17 protein-coding genes and 4 tRNA genes are annotated in these 21,691 nt (G+C 62.3%); 9 read left to right on the top strand and 12 right to left on the bottom strand.

Annotated elements, in window-relative coordinates:
* Nucleotides 1–62: 62 nt before the first annotated feature.
* From I6L33_RS04120 to I6L33_RS04110, 3 genes are read right to left on the bottom strand one after another with little or no spacing between them, the layout of a single operon-like run.
* A complete protein-coding gene (locus I6L33_RS04120; protein WP_010635626.1) occupies nucleotides 63–3,143 on the bottom strand; it encodes a multidrug efflux RND transporter permease subunit in 3,081 nt (1,026 codons plus the stop codon).
* Between the two features lie 15 nt (nucleotides 3,144–3,158).
* Entirely contained in the window at nucleotides 3,159–4,265 is a 1,107-nt protein-coding gene (locus I6L33_RS04115) for an efflux RND transporter periplasmic adaptor subunit (RefSeq protein ID WP_042051603.1), read from the bottom strand.
* Between the two features lie 32 nt (nucleotides 4,266–4,297).
* The gene (locus I6L33_RS04110; RefSeq protein ID WP_019839352.1) at nucleotides 4,298–4,861 is read right to left on the bottom strand and encodes a TetR/AcrR family transcriptional regulator; all 564 of its coding nucleotides are present in this window, start codon (nucleotides 4,859–4,861) and stop codon (nucleotides 4,298–4,300) included.
* Nucleotides 4,862–5,121: 260 nt separating this feature from the next.
* On the opposite strand from I6L33_RS04110, the gene I6L33_RS04105 reads away from it, so the two are divergent.
* From I6L33_RS04105 to I6L33_RS04080, 6 genes are all read left to right on the top strand, one after another.
* Nucleotides 5,122–5,198 (top strand) — tRNA-Arg (locus I6L33_RS04105).
* A 50-nt stretch (nucleotides 5,199–5,248) separates the two neighbouring features.
* Nucleotides 5,249–5,324, top strand: a tRNA-His gene (locus tag I6L33_RS04100).
* Nucleotides 5,325–5,344: 20 nt separating this feature from the next.
* Nucleotides 5,345–5,430 (top strand) — tRNA-Leu (locus tag I6L33_RS04095).
* Between the two features lie 64 nt (nucleotides 5,431–5,494).
* A tRNA-Pro gene (locus tag I6L33_RS04090) sits at nucleotides 5,495–5,571 on the top strand.
* 181 nt (nucleotides 5,572–5,752) lie between these two features.
* The gene (locus I6L33_RS04085; RefSeq protein WP_302054591.1) at nucleotides 5,753–6,229 is read left to right on the top strand and encodes a ricin-type beta-trefoil lectin domain protein; all 477 of its coding nucleotides are present in this window, start codon (nucleotides 5,753–5,755) and stop codon (nucleotides 6,227–6,229) included.
* Nucleotides 6,229–6,768: a lectin gene (locus I6L33_RS04080; protein ID WP_005307089.1), complete on the top strand. Its 540-nt coding sequence runs from the start codon at nucleotides 6,229–6,231 to the stop codon at nucleotides 6,766–6,768. The genes I6L33_RS04085 and I6L33_RS04080 overlap by 1 nt, the downstream gene beginning before the upstream one ends.
* A 71-nt stretch (nucleotides 6,769–6,839) precedes the next feature.
* On the opposite strand, the gene I6L33_RS04075 is transcribed toward I6L33_RS04080, so the two are convergent.
* Nucleotides 6,840–8,177, bottom strand: a complete 1,338-nt coding sequence (locus I6L33_RS04075; RefSeq protein ID WP_005307086.1) for an MFS transporter — start codon at nucleotides 8,175–8,177, stop codon at nucleotides 6,840–6,842.
* Between the two features lie 314 nt (nucleotides 8,178–8,491).
* Here I6L33_RS04075 and I6L33_RS04070 point away from each other — a divergent pair, with 314 nt between their 5' ends.
* The 3 genes from I6L33_RS04070 to I6L33_RS04060 are packed head-to-tail and all read left to right on the top strand — an operon-like array spanning nucleotide 8,492 to nucleotide 13,444.
* The gene (locus I6L33_RS04070; RefSeq protein WP_216973605.1) at nucleotides 8,492–9,751 is read left to right on the top strand and encodes an ABC transporter substrate-binding protein; all 1,260 of its coding nucleotides are present in this window, start codon (nucleotides 8,492–8,494) and stop codon (nucleotides 9,749–9,751) included.
* Nucleotides 9,748–12,183 carry an ATP-binding protein gene (locus I6L33_RS04065; protein ID WP_216973604.1) on the top strand — a complete coding sequence of 812 codons (2,436 nt, stop codon included), beginning with the start codon at nucleotides 9,748–9,750 and terminating at the stop codon, nucleotides 12,181–12,183. The genes I6L33_RS04070 and I6L33_RS04065 overlap by 4 nt, the downstream gene beginning before the upstream one ends.
* Complete coding sequence (locus tag I6L33_RS04060; RefSeq protein WP_216973603.1) at nucleotides 12,167–13,444, top strand: sigma-54 dependent transcriptional regulator; 1,278 nt, start codon at nucleotides 12,167–12,169, stop codon at nucleotides 13,442–13,444. Before I6L33_RS04065 ends, I6L33_RS04060 begins: the two co-directional genes overlap by 17 nt.
* A gap of 81 nt (nucleotides 13,445–13,525) precedes the next feature.
* Here I6L33_RS04060 and I6L33_RS04055 read toward each other — a convergent pair whose 3' ends face one another.
* The 8 genes from I6L33_RS04055 to I6L33_RS04020 form a co-directional block, all read right to left on the bottom strand.
* Nucleotides 13,526–14,338: a Cof-type HAD-IIB family hydrolase gene (locus tag I6L33_RS04055; protein WP_010635634.1), complete on the bottom strand. Its 813-nt coding sequence runs from the start codon at nucleotides 14,336–14,338 to the stop codon at nucleotides 13,526–13,528.
* Nucleotides 14,339–14,431: 93 nt separating this feature from the next.
* Nucleotides 14,432–15,472: an alpha/beta fold hydrolase gene (locus I6L33_RS04050; protein ID WP_216973602.1), complete on the bottom strand. Its 1,041-nt coding sequence runs from the start codon at nucleotides 15,470–15,472 to the stop codon at nucleotides 14,432–14,434.
* On the bottom strand, nucleotides 15,469–16,131 hold the full coding sequence (locus tag I6L33_RS04045) for a CatB-related O-acetyltransferase (protein WP_216973601.1): 663 nt from the start codon (nucleotides 16,129–16,131) through the stop codon (nucleotides 15,469–15,471). The genes I6L33_RS04050 and I6L33_RS04045 overlap by 4 nt, the downstream gene beginning before the upstream one ends.
* A gap of 2 nt (nucleotides 16,132–16,133) precedes the next feature.
* Nucleotides 16,134–16,862: a tRNA (guanosine(18)-2'-O)-methyltransferase TrmH gene (trmH, locus tag I6L33_RS04040; protein ID WP_017780340.1), complete on the bottom strand. Its 729-nt coding sequence runs from the start codon at nucleotides 16,860–16,862 to the stop codon at nucleotides 16,134–16,136.
* A 118-nt stretch (nucleotides 16,863–16,980) separates the two neighbouring features.
* Nucleotides 16,981–19,098, bottom strand: a complete 2,118-nt coding sequence (spoT, locus tag I6L33_RS04035) for a bifunctional GTP diphosphokinase/guanosine-3',5'-bis pyrophosphate 3'-pyrophosphohydrolase (protein WP_005307064.1) — start codon at nucleotides 19,096–19,098, stop codon at nucleotides 16,981–16,983.
* Nucleotides 19,099–19,235: 137 nt separating this feature from the next.
* Nucleotides 19,236–19,511 carry a DNA-directed RNA polymerase subunit omega gene (rpoZ, locus tag I6L33_RS04030; protein ID WP_005307060.1) on the bottom strand — a complete coding sequence of 92 codons (276 nt, stop codon included), beginning with the start codon at nucleotides 19,509–19,511 and terminating at the stop codon, nucleotides 19,236–19,238.
* 79 nt (nucleotides 19,512–19,590) lie between these two features.
* Nucleotides 19,591–20,217: a guanylate kinase gene (gene gmk, locus I6L33_RS04025; protein ID WP_017766485.1), complete on the bottom strand. Its 627-nt coding sequence runs from the start codon at nucleotides 20,215–20,217 to the stop codon at nucleotides 19,591–19,593.
* Nucleotides 20,218–20,521: 304 nt separating this feature from the next.
* Nucleotides 20,522–21,577: a glycosyltransferase family 9 protein gene (locus tag I6L33_RS04020; RefSeq protein ID WP_216973600.1), complete on the bottom strand. Its 1,056-nt coding sequence runs from the start codon at nucleotides 21,575–21,577 to the stop codon at nucleotides 20,522–20,524.
* Nucleotides 21,578–21,691 lie beyond the last annotated feature (114 nt).

Here is a 21,691-nt window from a genome sequence, read left to right as displayed (position 1 = left end):
TGTTTCGTTCGCGTGATAAAAACAAGGCCCCGAAACGGGGCCTTGTTGATTCAAAAAGGTTTTTAATGACTCCCTTTCGCCTTGGGCGGAATGGATTCATCAAATACCGGCAGCGGTTTGTGTTCGGAGGCCAGGTAGGTGTAGATCACCGGCAGTACGAACAGGGTGAACACGGTACCTATGGCTAGACCGGCCACGATCACGATGCCGATGCTGAAGCGCTGGGCAGCCCCGGCCCCCGTGGCATAGAGCAGCGGGATGAGACCGGCGATCATGGCGGCCGTGGTCATCAGGATGGGTCGCAGACGCACCTTGGCAGCGGTCATGACGGCTTCTATCCGGTTGCGGCCGTGCAGCAGCTGCTCCTCCTTCGCCACTTCACAGATCAGGATGCCGTGCTTGGTAATCAGGCCGACCAGGGTGATCAGACCGACCTGGGAGTAGATGTTCATGGTGGCGGCACCCCAGGCCAGGGCGATCAGCGCCCCGCTGATGGCCAGCGGCACGGAGACCATGATCACCAGCGGGTCACGAGCAGATTCGAACTGGATCGCCAGCACCAGGAAGATGATGGCCAGCGCCAGACCGAAGGTGGCGTACAGGGCGCTGCCCTCGGTCACGAACTGGCGGGCCTCGCCCATGAAGTCGTAACGGTAGCCCTGTGGCAGCTTCTCGTCCGCCGTGGTGTTGAGCCAGTTGATGGCGTCACCCATGGTGGTGCCAGGCATCAGTACGGCACCTATGGTGGCGGAGTTGAGCTGGTTGAAGTGGGGCAGGGAGCGCGGTTCACCGATCACCTCGATGCTGATCAGGCTGCCGAGCGGGATGGATTTGCCGTCGGCCGCCCGTACGTAGTAGCCCTTGATCGACTCGGGGTTGAGGCGGTATTTGCGCTCGACTTGCGGGATCACCTCGTAGGAGCGGCCATCCAGGTCGATACGGTTGACGTAACCGTCCGACATCATGGTGCCCAGGGTGATGCCGATGTCCTGCATGGTGATGCCGTAGGCACCCGCCTTGTCCTTGTCGATCTTGATCTTCATGGTGGCGGAGTCGTACTGCAGGTCCAGCTCGGAGTAGACGAAGCGTCCGCTCCCCTGGGCTGCGGTCAGGATCTCGCTGGCCACCTGATAGAGGCTCTCGAAGTTGTTCGGCGTGGTGATGACGAACTGCACCGGCAGGCCGCTCGAGGCGCCCGGCAGCTCCGGAAACTGGAAGGTGGTGATGGACATGCCGGGCACGTCTTTCACCAGCCCGGCCACCCGGTCCAGCACCTCTTTCTGGCTCGCTTCACGCTGGCTCCACGGCACCATGGAGGCGATACCGAACGCCTGGTTGGCGTTGAACACCCCGGAGAAGACCTGGGAGAAGGCCACTTCCGGCTGGGAGTCCAGCACCTTGTTCACCTGCTCCATGGTCCCCTGGATATAGTCCAGGTTGACGTTGGAGGGGGCGGTCCCCAGCACGGCCATGACGCCCTTGTCCTCGTTCGGCGCGAGCTCGCTCGGGATGAACTTGAACAGCATCGGCAGGCTGGCGAACACGATAACGGCGAACAGCACCACCACGATGCGCTTTTGCATCACGGCGTGCAGCATGGCGTCGTAGCGCACCGTCATGCGCTCCAGCAGGTGGTGTACCGTGCTTTCGAACTTGCCCGGCTCCTCGTTGGCCTTGAGCATCTTTGCACACATCATGGGCGACAGAGTCAGGGCTATTATGCCGGAGACGAACACGGCGCCCGCCAGGGTCAGCGCGAACTCCTTGAACAGGGAGCCGGTGATGCCCCCCATCAGGGCGATCGGCGCGTACACGGCGGCCAGGGTGACCGTCATGGCGATGACCGGCACGGCGATCTCGCGGGTGCCTATGATGGCGGCACGGAACGGATCTTCCCCCTCCTTGACGTGACGATCCACGTTCTCCAGCACCACGATGGCGTCATCCACCACCAGGCCGATGGCCAGCACCATGGCCAGCAGGGTCATCAGGTTGATGGAGAAGCCGAACATCTGCATCACCATCACCACGCCGATCAGACTGAGCGGGATGGTGATAATCGGGATGATGACCGCGCGGAACGAGCCGAGGAACAGGGTGATCACCACCAGCACGATGGCGGCTGCCTCGGCGATGGTCTTGATCACCTCATGGATCGATTCGTTGATGGCCACGGTGGAGTCATAGAGGACGTTGGCCTCCATGGTGCTCGGCATGTTGCTCTTCAGGCTCGGCAGCATCGCCAGCACGTCGTGGGCGATGTTGATCGGGTTGGCGGTCGGCGCCGCGTTGATGGCCAGTACCACGGCCTCGCGGCCGTTGGCGGTGGCGCGATAAGTGTCGTGGCTCTTCTCCAGGGTCACCTTGGCGATGTCGGCCAGGCGGATCACCTTGCCGTCACGGGTGGAGACCACCAGGCGCTCGAGCTCCTCAGTGGTGTTGACCTGGGTCTCGGCGTTGCCGTTGTAGAGGGTGAAGTAGCCGGTAGCCTGGCCGGTGGCGGACTGATAGTTGTTGCTGTTGAGCACGTTCATCACGTCCGCGGCGGTCAGGTTGAACGCCGCCATCTTGGCCGGATCCAGCCATACCCGCAGGGCGTACTTGGTACCGCCGTACATGTCGACCTTGGAGACGCCGCCGACGGTGAAGAGCTGGGGTTTGATGACCCGCTCCAGGTAGTCGGTGATCTGGCTGGCGTTGAGCTCTGGGCTGGTGAAGCCGATGTAGAGCACCGCCGTGGTGGAGCCGGTGGACATGGTGACCGAGGGGTCTTCCGACTCCTTGGGCAGCTGGGATCGCACCGAGTTGACCTTGGCCAGAATGTCGGACAGGGCGGCGTTGGGATCGGTGTTGAGCTTCATGTAAGCGGTGATGGTGGAGCTGCCGAGCTGGGTGGACGACGTCATGAAGTCGATGTTGTCCGCCTGGGCGATAGCCTGTTCCAGCGGCTGGGTGATGAAGCCCTGGATCAGGTCGGCACTCGCGCCGTAATAGCTGGTGCTGACCGTGACGACCGTGTTGGTCATCTCGGGGTATTCCCGCACCTGCATCTTGAACACGGCCTGCAAACCCAGCAACGCGATCAGGAAGCTGATCGAGATGGCCAGGATGGGCCGTTTGATGAATATGTCGGTAAAGCGCATCTGTCTCTCCGCGTTTTACAGCATGGGAGTCTGGTCAGGAACCTTCAGACCCTGGTCCTGCACGATTTTTACCTTGGCGCCGTTGCTCAGGCGTACCTGGCCGGACATGACCACTTCGTCACCCGCCTTGATGCCGGAGACCACGTGGGCATCGTTGCCCTTGCGCTCGCTCACCTTGACCACCACCTGCTCGACGCGTTTCACGCCGTCCTGCTCCTTGACCAGGTAGACGTTCTCGCCGTACAGGGTGAAGGTGATGGCGGTCTGCGGCAGCACTATCTGGTCCTTCTGGGCCGGCAGCAGGATGCTGGCGCGGGCAAACATGCCGGAGCGCAGCAGGCCGTCGTTGTTGGGGATGTTCGCCTGCACCTGGATCAGGCCGCTCTGGTAGTTGACGGCCGGCTCGATGGCGCTGATGTGACCCTTGAACTGGCGGTTCGGGTAGGCATCCACGTTGATCCGGATCTCCTGATTCAGGCTGATGCGGGAGATGTCGGTCTGCGGCACGGTGAAGCGCAGGCGCATCACGCTGGTGTCTTCCAGCCGCACTATGTCGGTGCCCGGCTGCAGGTACTGGCCGAGGAAGACGTTGCGCAGGCCGACCACGCCGGCAAACGGTGCGCGCACTTCGCGGCGGGCGATGGTCGATTTCAGGCTCTCGATATCGGCCTCGAGGGAGCGATAGGTCGCCTCGGCATCATCCAGCTGGTCGCGGGAGATGGAACCCTTGGTAAACAGGTTCTGGTAGCGTTCGTACTTGGCCTTGGCCGCCGGCAGCTTGGCCATGGAGGCGCGCAGGTTGGCCTTCTCGACGCTGGCGTCCAGGCTCAGCAGCAGCTGGTCCAGCTTGACGGTGGCGCCGGATTCGAAGGAGATGCTGTCGATGGTACCGGACTGCTCGGTTGACAGGGTCACCCCCTGATTGGGTTCGATGAAGCCGATCGCCTCGATGGTCGGTACCCAGTCACGGGTCTCCACCTTGTGGGTGGTGACCGGGAACTCGGGCTCCGGCATGTTGGCCATGTAGTTGGCTATCATCTTTTGCTTGAACAGGTTGAAGCCAATCACGCTGCCGAACAGGGCCAGCGCGATGAGCAACATGATGCTCATCCACTTTTTCATGAACTCTCGCTCCTGAGATATGAGTGCAATGTTTAAGGGGTCAAAATGGCTCGCCAGCTGGCCCGGATCACGGCTTCCAGCTGCTCTTGCGTCAGTTCGAATTGGTGCACCTGGCTTTGCAACGCCAGATTTGCCACACAGTCCAGGCTCAGCACCTGCAGTACCCGAACGGGCAGGTCGATAAACAGGCCCTGTTCTATCCCCCGTTCGTAGAAGCGATCCAGCGGGGCCCAGGCGGCCTGGATGACCGGGTCCTGCTCCAGCTCAGCTCCCAGCGGGGATGTTTCATACTGCAATTTGCATTTGAGCGCGTTCGGTTCGTCGACAAAGATGGCGTGGATGTTGAGCCACAGCCGCCGAAATTGTTCGAACGATACCTCCTCTGTCTGCACGCCTTCCATGACCAGGGGATGACACTGGAGGATGGTGTGCCGATAGAGTTGACGGATCAGGTCATCCTTGTCGCTGAAATAGCGATAGATGGTGCCTGCCGCCACCCTGGCTTTCTTGGCCACCACGGCAATGGAGAGGCCGTGGAAACCCTGTTCGCCGAGTACTTCATGAGCCGCATCGAAAATGCGTTCTTTCTTGTTCATGATTGGATGATCACAACGACTGAATGAACGTTCATTCATTCTAGGGAGGCTTTGAGGCAAGTCAAGTTTTGCCCATCGCTGTCAGCAAGATGGGGTGGGGGGAAAAGTAGCGGGGAGGGGCCGGAACCGGCTTGAATAACATAAAATCGCTTAAAAAAAGCCAGAAACGATGGAAAAACAAGCGGTTGATTCGGCTTGATAAAAAAAGGGTAGACAAGGTAGGTCCTCATCATTAATATTGCGCCCCGTTCGACAGCGTAGCGCCCGTAGCTCAGCTGGATAGAGCGCTGCCCTCCGGAGGCAGAGGTCACAGGTTCGAATCCTGTCGGGCGCACCATCAAAAGTGCGCCGGTTAAACGGGCGAGTTGAAGAACGAAAACAGCTGTGGTGGCTGTAGCTCAGTTGGTAGAGTCCCGGATTGTGATTCCGGTTGTCGTGGGTTCGAGCCCCATCAGCCACCCCATTTTACAGCTTGTCAGGTACGCGAAGGTGGCGGAATTGGTAGACGCGCTAGCTTCAGGTGTTAGTGCCCCCCGGGTGTGAGGGTTCGAGTCCCTCTCTTCGCACCATACTTGCTGTATAACGAGGATGACCGCATGGTCGTCTTTGTTTTTTGTAGAATCAAAATATTCTCGGTGATTAGCGCAGCCCGGTAGCGCATCTGGTTTGGGACCAGAGGGTCAAAGGTTCGAATCCTTTATCACCGACCACATTCTGAAAAACCTCGCTTCGGCGGGGTTTTTTGCTTTCTGCCTTGCCTATCATCCCGGCTTGCCGCGCCGCTGTAACGTTTGTTTACACTCTATCCGGGCAGTCTTGTCCCCCCTTCAGTTATCCTGCCAGCTGGAGTCCTTGGTGACCGGATGTCACAGACCTCTTTCAGGCTTTTTTATGCATAACAAAATCTCGATTTTCTCCTGCAGACCCGCAGTCATGGCCGCCGTGCTGCTGGGCGGTTGTACCCTCAAGCCGCCGATGGATGAGGTGATGAACTCCATGGTCTCCCAATCGCAGAGCGAGTCTGCCGCCTCCCTCTTGCTGACCTACAACGGCTTCTGTATCGGTGTTGCCGGGCAGCAGGCCGTCACCCAGGAGTGCGGTCGCAAAGACACCAGGTCGTTTGAGTGGGCGCTGGGAGAGCTGAAGATGCAGGAGACATGCCTGCAGGCCAGAAGCGGCAATGAACTGATCCTGGCTCCCTGCGATGGTCATGCCCAGTGGGTGTGGCGGGAGGACAAGCTGTTCAACAACAAGGCCTCCCGTTGTCTGGATGTCGCGGGGCGGCGTCACACCCCGAATACGCCCTTGCGTTTGGCCGAGTGCTATGGTGGTGCCAATCAGAGCTTCCTGGTCGGGGGGATTGAGTGATGCGTCCATCTCCTTTGATTGCCGCCTGTCTCTCGCTTTCGCTGGGAGGGTGCCAGAGTCTGGACTCTTCGGATTTTCTGCTGGGGGCCGTGGTGATCGGTGCCATAGGCGCTGCCGCCTACTACGACCACAAGCAGGAGAAGAAGGAAGCCCGCAAGCGAGAAGAGTCGGGGGGCCAGTTGCTGGCAGCCAATGGCAAATGCCTCGACATTGCCGGCGGCGTGCGCAATGGCAACCAGTTGCAGCTTTGGGACTGCAACGGCGGAGAGAACCAGCGCTTTCGTCTGGATGGCAAGGCGGTGAAGGTCGGCGGCAAGTGCCTGGATGTGGCCGGTGGCGATCGCGACACCGGGGCCAGGGTGATCGCCTGGGATTGTCATGGCGGCAGCAATCAGCAGTGGCGTTGGGAGCGGGATCGGCTGGTCAGTCGCAGCAGCCACCTCTGTCTGGATGTATCCAAGGATGGCAGTGCCAATGGTACTCCCCTGATCCTCTGGCAGTGCCATGGGGGCGACAATCAGCGCTTTCGAAGAAAGTAACCCCGGATTGCCAATGCCAGTCAGCATCAACTGACTGGCATTGTTTTTTGGCGTGTCCCGGTGAACGGGGATCAGTAGTTGACGACTTTTTTGGCGTTCCACACCGTCATGGCGAGCAGCATGGAAACCACGGAGGCACCGAGCCAGAAGTACTGGGCACTGCTGAAGTCATAGTGGGTCACGCCATCGATCTCGCTGGTCTTGATCAGAGCGGCGGAGACCAGCTCCTGGATGGAGGCGGCGATGTAGGAGCAGAGGCCGATGAAGCCTTTCACGGCCCCGACCGCTGTCTTGGGCATCAGGTCGCAGGCGGTCAGGCCGGCCAGGAACACCACCAGACCACCGATGGCGTAGCCAATCAGGGCCAGCGCGACGGCATCCATCATGCGGCTCTGCGGGCCCCAGAACATCAGACACATGCCGGCCACGTTGGCCAATCCGTACAGCAGGGTAGGGATGTGGCGGTTGGCGTTGAATACCTTGTCGGAGATGATCCCGGCTAGGATGGCGCCGAGGAAGCCGGCGATGGGGTAGGCCGACATGGCGAAACCGGCGTCGATCAGGCTGTAGCCCTTCTGCTCCTGCAGGTAGAGCACGGCCCAGGAGCTCATGGCGTAGCGGGACATGTACATGCAGGCGCAGGCGGCGGCGATGAGCCAGACGACGGGCTGCTTGAGCACGAACAGCTGGGCGCGGCGGATTTCGGCCGGATCCACCTTCTTGGCGATCTCGGGGGCTTCACCAAAGGCGACGGCCGGTTCCGGCAGGGCATAGGTCTGCGGCCGATCTTTCAGCACCAGATACATGCACAGGGCGGCGATCAGGGAGGCGATGCCGGCGCCGATGAAGCCGGCCTTCCAGCCGAAGTAGCTGACGATGGTGGCGGTCAGGATCCAGGAGATGCCTTCCCCTATGTTGCGCGAGCCACCCCAGACCGAGTAGACCGAGCCCCGTTGCTTGGGGGAGAACCACTGGAAGATGGAGACGCAGGAGGGGGCGGAGCCGACGGACTGGAACCAGCCGTTCAGTCCCCACATCAGCACCAGGAAGAAGGTGGCGGTGTTCATGCCCATCAGGATGGTGCAGATGGACGAGAGCCCCAGCGAGACCGACATGAAGCGGCCTATGTTGGCGTAGTCGGAGAGGAAGCCGTTGGAGAACTTGCCGACGGCGTAGGTGAACAGGAAGGCGGAGCCGATCACCCCCAGCTCCTCCAAGGTCACCACGCCGGAGTCGAGCATGGGTTTCTTGACCACGTTGAGGCTCATGCGCACGACATAGAACATGGCATAGCCCAGTACCAGCCCCAGGAAGACCTGCCACTGGTACTTGCGGTAAATCGAGCGGATTTTATCGGGCGAGGCATCCATGACCGGCAGGTCGGCTCGCGTCTTGAAGAAGTTGAACATGGGGTTCTCCGTTTCTATTTTGGCAGCATGGTTTCAGAGGGAGCTCTGATAGCGGCTGCCATCATATGAAGGGAGAAATTCAGCCGGCAAAAAGCCGGATATGGGTCAACTCTGACTCAATCATGGGAAAACCATGAGTCAAAAATGACATATTTGAACTGTCCTATTGATATTCGATGAATAACAATAGCCGCGTGCCGAGGCATAATGAGTCAGAACTGGCTCATCCTCGTGAAAATAAAAATTACGGCATGTGCCGAATATTAGATGTACTGCACATATTCCTGAATTAACGCGCGAGTCGACCGATAGTCATGCACCTCTTTTGCCGCCGGCTGGCCCTGTTCATGGGCAGCGTTTTGTTGCCATTTAGCACCCTGCAGGCCGCTTCACTGACGGTGCTCACCTCGTTTTCGGAGGCGCCGGTCAAGGCGGTGATCGAGGGCTTTGCAGAACAATATCCCGGGATCCGGGTCGAAGTTATTTATCGGCGCACCATTCCCTCCCTGCGCTTATTAACGGAGGCCGATGCACCGCAAGTCGATATTATCATGTCCTCTTCGCCGACTTTTTTTAACACGCTGGACAAAGCAGGTTTGTTGGCGGCTTTGCCAAATGAAACTACGCCGCCCAAATGGCTCGCTCCCCATACCCTGGGGCTGGGCAATAAAGTGGCCGTGGTCGGTTATTCCAGCAGTGGCATCATGTATAACCGCCATTATCTGGCCAAATATCAGCTGCCGCAGCCCACCAGCTGGCAGCAACTGGCGTCCCCACTCTTCATGGGGCACGTGATGATGAGCTCACCCTCCCAGTCCGGCACCACCCACATGATGGTGGAGAGCGTGCTGCAGCAATATGGCTGGCAGCAGGGCTGGGCCCTGCTGATGCGCCTGGGCGGCAACCTGTCGGCCATCACGGCGCGCAGCTTCGGGGTGAGCGACGGCATCAGTCGCGGTCTGGCGGGGGCCGGCCCGGTGATCGACAGCTACGCCCTCACCAGCCAGGCCCGCTTCGATCACGTCGGCTTCAACATCATGCCGGATTCGGTGATCCTGCCGACCTACCTGGGGGTACCCCGTCGCTCGGACCATCCGCACAGTGGCGCCCTCTTCATCCAGTACCTGCTTTCCGACAAGGGACAGGGGATCCTCGCCACTCCCGGCATGGCCAAGGCCACCCTGAGCCAGCCCGGGCTGGCCAGACAGACCCGCTACGTCACCGACAAGGCGCTGCTCTATCGACGGGCAGGCCTGCTCAAGGCCCTGTTCGAGCAGACCATCACCCAGCAGCTGCCTAGGCTGAAGATGACCTGGCAGGGGATCAACGGGTTGAATACCCATGGCGAGCCCTGGCGGGTTGCACTGCTGGAGCAGGCTGTCGCCAAGGCGAGCATGCCGCCGCTGAGCGAGCAGGAGGCGCAGGATCCGGCCCTGCTGGCGCTGTTTGACGGCCTCTATGACCGGGAGCAGGGCAATCCACAGGCGGAGCGGGTGATGCACCAGTGGCGCCAGGCGACCGAGGCGCGCCTGAACGAGGCGCAGCGGCTGGTCGAACAGGCGGCCAGGCCATGAGCCGGCTGGGGCACCTGCTGGCCATGCCGCGCAGCCTGGGGCGGCGGCTCATCCTCGCCTTCGTGGCCATCACCACCCTGACCGGCGCCATGGGCATGGCCGCCTATGTGATGTGGGATCGGCTGGGCCGGCAGATCCACCTCATCGTGGAGGAGAGCCTGCCCGCCATCGACAACGCCTATCAGCTGGAGCGGGCCAGTTCCCGCCTGTTGCTGCTGCTGGCCCAGTTGCGCGATACCCGGGATCCGGTGCAGTACCAGCGCCTCTCCCACTCGGTGTCGACCACACTGCGGGACATCCAGCGCGCCTACCGGCTGGGCACCCCGGGGGATCAGGAGACACCCTCGCAACGCCAGGCGTTCGAGGAGCTGAGCGCGCTGGTGGCGGATCACGGGCGCTACCTCAAGCAGCAGATCGAGCACGCCGAAACCCTGCAGCAACTGCAAAAGCGCAGCAACTGGCTGCATCAGGATCTGGTGGATGATGCCGCCCCTCTGCTGCAGGAGGTGGAGTGGCACCTGACCGGCATGGTGGCCAGCCCGGACGACATGAGCGAGTTTGGCAACGTCATCAAGGAGTTCTCCGCCCTGCAGGATCTCACCTTCAAGGAGAACGAGCTGCAGTCCCTGGTCGGCGAGGTGATCGCCCAGCGTTATCAGCAGGATCTGGAGAGCGCCTTCCTGTTCATCGGCTACAAGATTGACGAGATAGACGAGCTGACCTCGCGGCTGGCGGAGTACCCCTCGACCGTGAGCTACCGCCAGATCCTGCAGGACATCATCACCCTGGTGAAGCCGGATGGCCCGCTGCACCGGCTGCTGCTGGCGGATGTGCAGACCCATCAGCAGCTGACGGCCCTGCGCCCCCGGCTGGACGACGCCGTGTCGCGCTATCACCAGAAGGTCAGTCTGATGGTGAGCGACGCCAACCGCTCTCTCAGCGCACTGGGGGAGGACAGCAGCCAGCAGGTGGCGACCGGCAAGCTGGTGATCCTGGTGGTGCTGGCGCTCACCCTGCTGCTCAGCATCTTCGTGCTGGTGGTGCTGATCGGCCGCCGGCTGATCAAGCGGCTCGACCTGCTGGGGCAGGAGCTGGACAGGGTCGCGGCAGGCCGGCTGGACGTGCCGGTCAGCACCTGCGGCCGGGACGAGATCGGCCGACTGGGCGACAGTTTGCGCCACTTCAGCCAGCAGTTGCAGCAGATGGAGCGGGCCAATGCCCTCAACCTTATCAACAACACCCAGGCCTGCCTTATCACCTGCCATCCTGATGGCACCATAGAGTCGGTCAACCCGAGCGCGCTCACCCTGTTCCGGCAGACCGGCGTCGAGCCGGGCCGGCCGTTGTGGCAGGCCTTTCCGGCAGCGGCGAGGGCGATGCTGGCGGAGCAGTTCGGGGCGGACCAGCCGCTGCACCGGCTCGGCCACAGCGAGTGCACCCTGGCCTGCGATCAGGACGAGACGCCCCGTTTCCTGCATCTCAACCTGCGCCGCTTCGAACAGGGGCGCGGGTACAGATTCATCATCACCATCACGGATGTCACTCGCCAGGAGCTGACGGCTAGGGAGCTCAGCCTGCGGGTGGCGGAGCGTACCCGCGAGCTGACCGAGAACAACCGGCTGCTGGCGGAAGAGGTGGTGCAGCGCCAGCAGGCGGAGCGCACCCTGCTGCAGACCCAGGATGAGCTGATCCAGGCGGCCAAGATGGCGGTGGTGGGGCAGGCGATGACCAGCCTGGCCCACGAGCTGAACCAGCCGCTGTCGGCGATGATGACCTACCTCTACACCAGCCGGGCGGCCCTCGCCGCCGGCCAGCTGCAGGCGCTGGACCAGGATCTGGGCAAGCTCGACAAGCTGGGGCGGCGCATGAGTCGCATCATCAATGCGCTGCGCCATTTCGCCCGCAAGTCGCCGGCCGAGGAGGTGCGGGTCCGGCTCGAGCTGGGGGCGCTGGCCGAACAGGCCATGTTGCTGCTGGAGACGCGGACGAAGCGCGATGGCTGCATCTTCCACAACGAACTGCCGGAGGGGCTCTGGCTCGAGACCGACCCAGTGCTGCTGGAGCAGGTGCTGGTCAACCTGCTGGTAAACGGACTGGACGCGGTGGCCGGGCTGGCGCGGCGGGAGATCCGGCTGCAGTTGCTGGAACGAAGTGAGGCCCGGCTGCGGCTGGCGGTGGTCGACAGCGGCGCCGGCTTCGGCGAGGCGATCCTGCCCAGGCTGTTCACCCCCTTCACCACCTCCAAGGAGGTCGGGCTGGGACTGGGGCTGACCATCTGCCGCTCCCTGCTGGCCCGCTGCGGCGGCGAGATCATGCTGGGCTCAGCGCTGACTGGCGGCGCCATGGTGATAGTGGAATTGGCGGCGGTCGACCCTGCCGGGTCGAACGCCCATCAGAACGAGGAGAGTGCCATCTATGCTGTTGCCCGCTAACCGTCCCGCCAACGTGCTGCTGGTGGACGATGACGAGGACGTGCTGGAATCCTATTGCCACCTGTTGCGGCTCTCCGGCTACCAGCCGAGGGCGACCACCTCCCCCCACGAGGCGCTGGAACTGCTGGCCGGCCAGTGGCCCGGGGTGCTGGTCTCTGACATCTACATGCCCGCCATGAACGGCATGGAGCTGCTGACTCGGGTGCACGAGATAGATGCCGAGATCCCGGTCATCATGATCACCGGCCATGGCGACATCCCGCTGGCGGTGAAGGCGGTGAAACAGGGGGCGTTCGACTTTCTGGAGAAACCGCTTCATCCCCAGGATTTGCTGGGCCTGCTGGAGCGGGCCTGCCAGCAGCGCAGCGCCGTGCTGGCGCGCCGCAGCGAGATCCAGGCGACGGTGGATGACGAACTGATCGGCACCAGCCCGCAGATAGTGGCGATCCGTGGCCAGCTCAACCAGCTGGCGCAGACCGACAAGGATCTGCTGCTGGAGGGGCCGGCCGGCTCTGGCCGCCACACCCTGGCCCGGCTGCTGCACAGGATCAGCGCCCGGCGGGAGCAGGCCTTCCAGCTGCACGACTGCGGGTCGGCACCCAGCCTGGCCGAGGTGCAGGCCAGCCTGGCGCAGGCCGATCAGGGCACGCTGGTGCTGCAATCCCCGGCCCGCCTGAGTGCCGGCTGCCAGCGCTGGCTCGGCAACCACCTGCTGGATCAGGAGCGCAAGGGAGGCAAGTCGCTGCGCACCATAGCGCTGTTCGAGGAGTCGCCGGAGGCGCTGGTGGAGCGCCAGCAGCTGATGCCGGAGCTCTACTACTTCCTCTCCCAGGTGCGGCTCAGGCTGCCGCGGCTGGTGGAGCGCAGCTGCGACATCATTCCCCTGTTCCGGGCCTTTCTGCGACAGGGCTGCAAGCGCATCGGCCGGCCGGTGCCGGCGGTGGATCGCGCCTATCTGGAGACGCTCAAGCGGCATAAGTGGCCCGGCAATCTGCGTGAATTGCGCAACGTGGCCGAGCTCTATGCGGTGGGGATCGTCAAGCTGGCCGGTGCGGAGCGGGCCATGCCACTAGCGAGCGGCAAGGAGCCGCTGGACGATCTGGTGGAGGAGTTCGAGCGGCGGGTGATCGAGGATACCCTGTTCCTCTTCTCCGGCCGGGTGACCGACGCCGCCCAGTACCTCGGCATCCCGCGCAAGAAGCTTTACCTGCGCATGAAGAAGCACCAGCTCGACAAGGAGCAGTTCAAGCCGGCCACCTGAGGGGTTGCCGGCCTGCTCGTTCGGAGGGTTATCCGGGTGGGAGCACGCCATGAGCCGCAGCGTGGCTCATGGCGCCTTGTCTCAGGCGACGTCAACGCCCTGCAGGGCGAACAGCTGCTCCAGATAGACGGCAACGCCGTCCTCGTCGGAGCTCAGGGTCTGCTCGTGGCTGGCCAGCGCCAGCTTGAGCCGGTCGTGGGCATTGCCCATCACCACGCCGCGGCCGACCATGCTCAGCATCTCGAAGTCGTTCATGCCGTCGCCGAAGGCCACCGCCTGGGACATCTCCAGCCCGTGCTGCTCCAGCACGGCGCGCACCGCATTGCCCTTGTGCACCCCGGCGTGCATCACCTCGAGGCAGTCCGGCAGGGAGAAGGTGACGTTGAGCCGATCACCATAACGCTGGTTCAGCTCAGCCTCGATCTGCAGCAGCTTCTCGTGCTCGCCGATGTAAAACACCTTGTTGACCTTGTCCAGCGGGTGGCTGGCGAGATCGGTCAGGCGGTAGCTGAAGCCGGATTCATGATGGAACTGCAGCAGCCAGGGCATCTCCTCTTCTACCAGCCACTCGTCGCCGTAGTAGAGGTTGATGTGGATGGAGGGGTCGCGCTCCAGCGCGATCAGCTCGGCCGCCACGCTGTCCGGCAGGGCCTGGTTGAAGATCAGCTGATCCTGCTTGTCGTGCACCACGGCGCCGTTGGAGGTGATGAGATAGATGTCGAGCCCGAGCGTGTCGCGGATGCTGCGCACATCCACATGGTGACGGCCGGTGGCCACCACGAACTTGACTCCCTGATCCACCAGTCGGTGCAGGGTATCGCGGGTGCGGGGGGAGATCTGGTGCTGCCCGTTGAGCAGGGTGCCATCGAGATCAGATACAACGACCTTATACATCATCACCTCGGGGTTACGAATGAAAGCGGGAGCAGTGTACAGCAACCGCTCCCGCGACCCCATTTATTTAGGGATACAAAAAATAACCAGACGTCAGTAGCGCGCGAAGAAGGCCAGGGTGGCGTTGAGCGCGGCCTGGCGCTGGGGATCGGCCTCCATGAACAGCTCGTGCCAGGCCCCTTCGATACGCAGCGGCTTGCCCCCTTCGCAGCGAGCGTGCGCGCAGAAGGCGTCCTGCGCGGCGTTGTCCACCACGCTGTCGTCACCAGCCTGCAGCAGCAGCAGCGGCGTCTTGATGGCGCCGGCCCCGGCCACGGCGGCGTCCGCCCCCGTCAGCCCCTGATAGATCCAGTGGGCGGTGGCGCCCCCCAGCTTGATCTGCGGGCGCTGCTCATAGAGCTCGCGGAAGGCCTGATAGCGGGCTTCGCTGTGGCTCAGACCGTTGTCAGCAAAGGCGTGGCTCTCGTACGGGCCCTGACCCGGGCCGTAGGGAGGCTCGCCCAGCCAGCCGCCGACCGTGCCTATGGTGGCCGTCAGCCCCTTGGCCAGCCACTTGGGCAGGCCGCCCAAGTTGATGCCCATCATGGGGGAGGAGAGCACGGCCGCCTCGATGTCACCGGGCCAGCGCTCCAGATAGCGGGCCGAGATGGCGCCGCCCATGGAGTGGGCCAGCAGGAACAGCTTGGCGGGTTGGTCCGGGGCGATCACCTCGTCATGAAACTGCTTGAGATCGAGCACATAATCGTCGAACTGGTCGACATATCCCTTCTCCTGGTCGGCCAGCAGCCGATCGGACAAGCCCTGGCCGCGGTGGTCGATGAGGTAGAGGCTGTAGCCCTGACGCCACAGATCCCAGGCCAGCTCCTGATACTTGAGGTAGCTTTCGACCCGGCCGTTGACGATGAGGATGGCGCGATCGACCTTGGCCTGGCGCAGGGCGGCATAGCGGATGGTGATGCCATCCTTGCCCTTGAAGGCGCTTTCGACGGCGTGCTGGCGCCAGAAGTCGGGCAGCGTCTGCTGATGGAGGGTGGCGACGTCGGCTTCCGGCGTCAGCTGGTAGGGATTGTTCACGGCGAGGGCTCCGGCAGAAAACAGGGTCAGGGCCAGCAGGGCGGGCGATATCAGCTTCATGATGCCGACTCTTGCTGCCAGTGCTGGTAAAGCCCCTCGATGTCGCCCGAGCAGAGCAGCGGCATGGCCGCCTGCAGGCGCGGCAGCGGCCAGTCCCACCACCGCATCTCTTGCAGCAGGGCAATCTGCTCATCGCCGAAGCGGCGACGGATCGGCTTGGCCGGGTTGCCGCCGACTATGGTGTAGGGCTCCACATCCCGGGTGACCACGGCGCGGGTGGCGATAACGGCGCCATCGCCTATGGTGATGCCGGGCATGATCATGGCTTCCGAGCCGATCCAGACATCATTGCCGACCCGGGTATCCCCCTTGCGCTGAAAGCCGCTCTGCACCCCGTCGCCAAAGGTGGCCGGATCGAACGGGAAGGTGGATACCCACTCCATGCGATGGCCCTGATTGCCGGCCAGCAGGAAGGTGGCACCCGAGCCGATGGAGCAGAACTTGCCGATGAGCAGGCGATCCACCTCGCCCCAGATGCCGCTCTCCCAGGTCTCCCGGGTCGAGCCGTCACCCAGCAGATAGCGTACGCAGTGATCCTCGAACGTCTTGCCATGGTAGTAGCCGGAGTAGTAGCTGTAGTCGCCCGCCTCGATATTGGGGTTGCTGAGATGCTCCCGTATTACCTGGGACTCCAGCCAGCTGCCAAAGGGATTATTCATTATTATTGCTCCTGTAATTGCTCATCTTGCTGTGCAGCCCAGCCTTTGCGGGTCAGCTGCATCTGCTGCCACCACTGCTCGTCAGCCAGGATCTCACCGGCCGGGCCGAGCTGGGGATAGGGCATCTCCTTCTCCTTGCAGAGCTGGGCATAGATGGGGTAGCCCCCCTCGAACAGTATGCTGTTCTGCTCTTCCAGGCTTAAGGGGCAGCCGCGTTGATAACAGCCGGCCAGCTCGCGTTGGCGCTGGGCCTCGTAGAGGATGGCGGCGGCGGCCACCGAGACGTTGAGGGACTGCACCATGCCCACCATGGGGATGACGATATGGTGATCGGCCAGGGCCAGCGCCTCTTCGCCGATACCGTGCTTCTCCTGGCCCACCAGGATGGCGGTGGGCTTGGTGTAGTCGATGGCGCGAAAATCCACCGAGCTGTCGGAGAGATGGGTTGCCAGGATCTGCATGCCGGAGGCTTTCAGCTCGGCCACCGCGCTGCCGATGTCCGGGTGCAGCTTCACGTCCACCCAGTTCTGGCTGCCGCGAGCGGTACCCTTGCGCTTGTGGATCCAGCTCTTGGGCCAGACCGCGTGTACCCGGTGGATGCCGATGGCATCGGCGGTGCGCACGATGGCGGCCAGGTTGTGTGGCTTGTGGACCTCTTCCATGCAGACGGTCAGATCGAGCTGGCGCTGGGCCAGCATGTCGGAAATTCGTTTGAAGCGTTCAGGTGTCATGTCAGTTACTATCGGGTGAGGCTGGTGCGCGCATCGCTTGCATGCACAGGGTCAAATCGGGCCGGCGCCGGGCCAGCATGTCTCTTGAAAAGCAGCAGGCGGCTTGCGCCGCCTGTGTTCAGTTTTTCTGCCGGCTCACCTTGAGCACGTTCGGCATCACCCGGATCTTGCGCATGATGTTGGCGAGGTGGATCCGGCTCTTGGTGGTGATGAGCAGGGTGACCAGATAGACCCGGCCATCTTTCTCTTCGGTGCTGATGGCGTGAATGTTGGCGCCGGTGGCGGCAATCACGTTGGCCAGCTCCGCCAGGGCGCCCTGGTGGTTGACGATCTCGATGCTGATGCCGGTACGGAACTCCTGTTCCTGCTCCTTGTCCACTTCCCACTGCACCGGCAGGTACTTGTCCGGCTCCTTGCTGTAGCCCTTGATGTTGCGGCAGGCTTCCTGGTGGATCACCAGCCCCTTGCCCGGGCTGATGTGGGCGATGATGGCGTCCCCCGGGATGGGGCGGCAGCAGTTGGCAAAGGTGACCAGCATGCCGTCGGCACCCTTGATCGGCATCTTCTTGCTGCTGGACTTGGGCTGCTCTTCCGGCGGCAGTTCATCCCCCAGCATGCGGCGCGCCACCATCACGCTCATGGCGTTGCCAAGGCCCACGTCGGCCAGCAGGCCCTGCAGGTTCTCGTGCTTGGTGTCGGCCAGCACCTGCTTGATGCGAGGCTCGGGGATGTCTTCGATGTTCTTGGCGCCGAGCGCATGGTTGAGCAGGCGGCGACCCAGCACTACCGACTCTTCGGTGCGCAGGTTCTTGAGGAACTGGCGGATCTTGGAGCGGGCCTTGGTGGTCACCACGAAGTTGAGCCAGGCCGCGTTCGGACGGGCCCCCGGCGCCGTGATGATCTCCACCGTCTGGCCCGAGTGCAGCGGACTGCTCAGCGGATAGGGGTGGCGGTCGACCCGCGAGCCGACGCAGGCGTGGCCGATGTCGGTGTGTACCGTGTAGGCGAAGTCCACCGGAGTGGCCCCGGCGGGCAGCTCCATGATGCGCCCTTCCGGCGTGAACACGTAGATCTCGTCGGGGAAGAGGTCGGTCTTGACCCCCTCGATGAATTCAAAGGAGCTGCCGGCGCTCTGCTGCAGCTCGAGCAGGCTCTGCATCCAGCGCTGGGCGCGGATCTGGGCCGTGGTGCCCGAGCTGTCGCCATCCTGCTTGTAGGCCCAGTGGGCGGCGACGCCCTTGTCGGCCATCTGGTCCATGAATTCGGTGCGGATCTGCACTTCCACCGGCACCCCGTGCGGCCCCACCAGCGAGGTGTGCAGCGACTGATAGCCGTTGGTCTTGGGGATGGCGATGTAATCCTTGAAGCGGCCGGGGCGGGGCTTGTAGAGGCTGTGCATCTGGCCCAGCACCCGGTAACAGGTATCTATGTCCTTCACCCTCACGCGAAAGGCGTAGATATCCATTACCTCATGAAATTGCAGCTCTTTTTTCTCCATCTTGTTGTAGATGGAGAACAGGTTCTTCTCGCGGCCGCTGACCTGGGATTCGATGCCAGCCTCCCGCAGCCGGCCTTCAATCTCGCTCTGGATGGAGTCGATGATTTCGCGGCGATTGCCGCGGGCGCGGCGCACCGATTCGCGCAACACCCGCGAGCGCATGGGGTAGAGCGCCTCGAAGCCCAGCTCTTCCAGCTCGTTCTTCATGGTGTGAATACCGAGGCGGTTGGCGATGGGGGCGAAGATTTCGAGGGTTTCCCGGGCGATGCGGCGGCGCTTGTCTGGCCGTAGCGAGCCCAGGGTGCGCATGTTGTGGGTGCGGTCGGCCAGCTTGATCAGAATGACCCGGATATCCTGGGTCATGGCCATCACCATCTTGCGGAAGTTCTCGGCCTGGGCCTCCTTGCGATCGCGAAACTTCAACTTGTCGAGCTTGGAGACGCCTGATACCAGCTCGGCAACGGCATCGCCAAACAGTTCGGCCAGGTCGGCCTTGGTGACAGGAGTATCTTCGATGACGTCGTGCAGCACGGCGGCCATCAGGGTTTCATGATCGAGGCGCATGTCGCCAAGAATGCGGGCAACGGCAACCGGGTGGGTGATGTAGGGCTCGCCGCTGGAACGCATCTGTCCCTGGTGAGCATCACGGGCCACCACATAGGCTTGCCTGAGCTTCTCCACCTGCTCGGGCGGCAGGTAGGAACTGGCTATTTCTTTAAGATTTTCAAATAAATACAAGACAGTCCCCGCAGCGGTGAAACGGCAATCCGTGGATATAGAGGGTATAGTCCTGAGTTTGCGAGGTTTTCGAGCGGTTGTAAATGGGGGAGAACAGTCGGCACCCGGGCGGGCGCCGACTATAGGAAACAGCTGACTTAACCGCGGCCTTCGGCGATGGCAGCAACGGCAGCCAGCTCGGCGGCTTCCTGCTCTTGCTGCTCGTAACGGTCCTGGGTGTCCATCACTTGGTTGTTCACCAGACCCAGTTCGATCTCACGCAGGGCGATCACGGTCGGCTTGTCGTTCTCTTCGTCAACCAGGGGATCTTTGCCTTGAACCGCGATTTGACGGGCGCGGCGTGCGGCGACCAGCACCAGGTCAAAACGGTTACCTACCTGTTTTACAGCATCTTCTACAGTAACGCGTGCCATGCAGGACTCCAGTGTTTGGGCTTTCTCGGTTTAAAAAAGCGGTGTTTAAAAATGACGCAAAAGTTTACTTGTTTTTGGCCTATTCTGCCAGTAGCTGTTGCAGCAAGTTTTGTTGGGCCTGCTGCTGCTGGCGCAATTCCAGCCGTTGGCACTCGATGATGGCCCTGAGCTGGAACAGCGCCTGCTCAAAGTCTTCGTTGATGATGACATAGTCATACTCGTCGTAGTGCACCATTTCGGCAATGGCTTTATCCATCCGGCCCTTGATCACCTCTGCACTGTCCTGGCCGCGGCCGATCAGGCGACGCTCCAGCTCTTCGCGGCTGGGGGGCAGGATGAAGATGGATTTGGTCGGCATCTGCTCGCGGATCTGGCGGGCTCCCTGCCAGTCGATGTCGAGGAAGACGTCGATGCCCTGCGCCAGGCAGGCTTCGATGGCGGCGCGGGAGGTGCCGTAGTAGTTGCCGAACACCTCGGCCCACTCCAGAAAGTCGCCACGCTCGATCAGCGCCTTGAACTCTTCCACCTTGACGAAGTGGTAGTGCACCCCGTGCTCTTCACCGGGACGGGTGGCGCGGGTGGTGTGGGAGACCGACAGCTGCATCTTGCCTGCGCTGTTGTGCTGGGTCAGCAAGGCATTGAGCAGGCTGGATTTACCCGCTCCGCTCGGGGAGGAGATGATATAGAGAGTGCCTTGTTGCGCCATGTCTGTACCTTTAATCTAAACCCGTGTTTTGGTTGTAGCAGAGGCCGCCGTCTTGTGCCCGAAAGGGAGACAGCCAAATCCGAAACGCGGAAAATTCTTGAAGAAGAGGGATGTAAAGGCGGCGAATTTTAACAGAAGGCAGCGGATAAAAAAACGGCCGGAATCATATTCCAGCCGATCAAAGTATTCGTAGCTTGCTGCGGGAGCGTAACCCACATCAGCCCTCATTCTGCCTGCCGTTGCGGGGTCGGGCCAGCAGATTATCCCTGCCGCTGGCTTCGGGATTTCCGAGTTGCGCGCATCATCAGCGTGGCAGTTGGCGCTCGGCGCAGAGCCGGTCGAAGGCGGCGATGACCCGTTCGCTGGTGATTTTGCCCATGGCGTCCGGATCCTTGAGGCGGGTGCGCCAGCCGAGCTCGGCCAGCGGCTTGCCGGTCTCCTGCTCAATCAGCTCCTGATAGACGCTGACCGCGTAGTCGCGGCACAGATAGGGGCCGGTACGATCCGGGTTGTGATGGGCATAGAGGCCGAGAACCGGCGTACCCACCAGGGTGGCCATGTGAGCCGGGCCGGTATCGGGAGCCAGCACCAGGCTGGCCTCCTTGATCAGCGCCAGCAGTTGCTTGAGGTTGGTCTGCCCCACCAGATCCACCGGCTTGCTGTGGCTTAAGCGCTGAATATTGGCGGCCAGATCCTGTTCCAGCTTGGCCGGCCCGCCACACAGATAGACCTGAAACCCCTTGCTGGCGGCGTGATCCGCCAGTGCGGCATAGCCGGCGGCAGTCCAGTTCTTGAAGGCCTTGCTGGCGGCGGCACAGATGAGAAGGGTCGGCTTGCCGCCGATCTTCTCCTTCGCCCAGGCCTGGTGCTCGGCGCTGATGGGCAGTTGCCAGTCAGGGGTCAGATCCTGGATGCCAAGCTCTTTGGCGAAGGCGAGGAAACCGTCCAGCACGTGAGGCGAGGTGGGGGATGGCACCTTGTGATTGGTGAACAACCACTGGCCGTCGCTGGCCCGTTCCCGATCAAACCCGAGCTTGACCTTGGCCTTGATGCCGAGGGCGGCGATGCTGGCCCGCATGGCCGCCTGCAGGTGCAACAGGGCATCGAACCTGCGCCCCTTGAGTGCCTGCCAGAGCTCGCGATAGCCGCGCCAGCCCTTGCTCTTGTCGAAGGGGATGACCTCGACCCCGGGCAGATCGGCAAACAGGGTCGCCTCAATCTTGCCGGTGATCCAGGTGATGCGGGTCTGGGGCCAGGCCCGCTGGATGACGCGCACCAGCGCCAGCGCGTGGCAGCAGTCGCCGATGGCGGAGAGCCGCAGGATGCAGATGGAGGAGGGCGGCGTTTGGAACAGCGGCATGATGTGGCGCAACGATGGCAAAATGGATGGATGGCATTATGCAAACTCCCCTGTGGATTGTAAAATTGCGCACGACTGGCAGCCGGCCCCACCGGGCCCCTGTTGCCCTGGCCC

The sequence above is a fragment of the Aeromonas sp. FDAARGOS 1403 genome (genome assembly GCF_019047325.1).
GTDB lineage: Bacteria > Pseudomonadota > Gammaproteobacteria > Enterobacterales > Aeromonadaceae > Aeromonas > Aeromonas dhakensis.
The sequence above is the reverse complement of the archived record's forward strand: the minus strand, read 5'-3'. Positions and strand labels throughout refer to the sequence as shown.

Bases quoted from the DNA above. Each gene is read 5' to 3' on its own strand.
- I6L33_RS04120 (WP_010635626.1), bottom strand. From the start codon at position 3,143: ATGCGCTTTACCGACATATTCATCAAACGGCCCATCCTGGCCATCTCG.
- I6L33_RS04115 (WP_042051603.1), bottom strand. From the start codon at position 4,265: ATGAAAAAGTGGATGAGCATCATGTTGCTCATCGCGCTGGCCCTGTTC.
- I6L33_RS04110 (WP_019839352.1), bottom strand. From the start codon at position 4,861: ATGAACAAGAAAGAACGCATTTTCGATGCGGCTCATGAAGTACTCGGC.
- I6L33_RS04085 (WP_302054591.1), top strand. From the start codon at position 5,753: ATGCATAACAAAATCTCGATTTTCTCCTGCAGACCCGCAGTCATGGCC.
- I6L33_RS04080 (WP_005307089.1), top strand. From the start codon at position 6,229: ATGCGTCCATCTCCTTTGATTGCCGCCTGTCTCTCGCTTTCGCTGGGA.
- I6L33_RS04075 (WP_005307086.1), bottom strand. From the start codon at position 8,177: ATGTTCAACTTCTTCAAGACGCGAGCCGACCTGCCGGTCATGGATGCC.
- I6L33_RS04070 (WP_216973605.1), top strand. From the start codon at position 8,492: ATGCACCTCTTTTGCCGCCGGCTGGCCCTGTTCATGGGCAGCGTTTTG.
- I6L33_RS04065 (WP_216973604.1), top strand. From the start codon at position 9,748: ATGAGCCGGCTGGGGCACCTGCTGGCCATGCCGCGCAGCCTGGGGCGG.
- I6L33_RS04060 (WP_216973603.1), top strand. From the start codon at position 12,167: ATGCTGTTGCCCGCTAACCGTCCCGCCAACGTGCTGCTGGTGGACGAT.
- I6L33_RS04055 (WP_010635634.1), bottom strand. From the start codon at position 14,338: ATGTATAAGGTCGTTGTATCTGATCTCGATGGCACCCTGCTCAACGGG.
- I6L33_RS04050 (WP_216973602.1), bottom strand. From the start codon at position 15,472: ATGAAGCTGATATCGCCCGCCCTGCTGGCCCTGACCCTGTTTTCTGCC.
- I6L33_RS04045 (WP_216973601.1), bottom strand. From the start codon at position 16,131: ATGAATAATCCCTTTGGCAGCTGGCTGGAGTCCCAGGTAATACGGGAG.
- trmH (WP_017780340.1), bottom strand. From the start codon at position 16,862: ATGACACCTGAACGCTTCAAACGAATTTCCGACATGCTGGCCCAGCGC.
- rpoZ (WP_005307060.1), bottom strand. From the start codon at position 19,511: ATGGCACGCGTTACTGTAGAAGATGCTGTAAAACAGGTAGGTAACCGT.
- gmk (WP_017766485.1), bottom strand. From the start codon at position 20,217: ATGGCGCAACAAGGCACTCTCTATATCATCTCCTCCCCGAGCGGAGCG.
- I6L33_RS04020 (WP_216973600.1), bottom strand. From the start codon at position 21,577: ATGCCGCTGTTCCAAACGCCGCCCTCCTCCATCTGCATCCTGCGGCTC.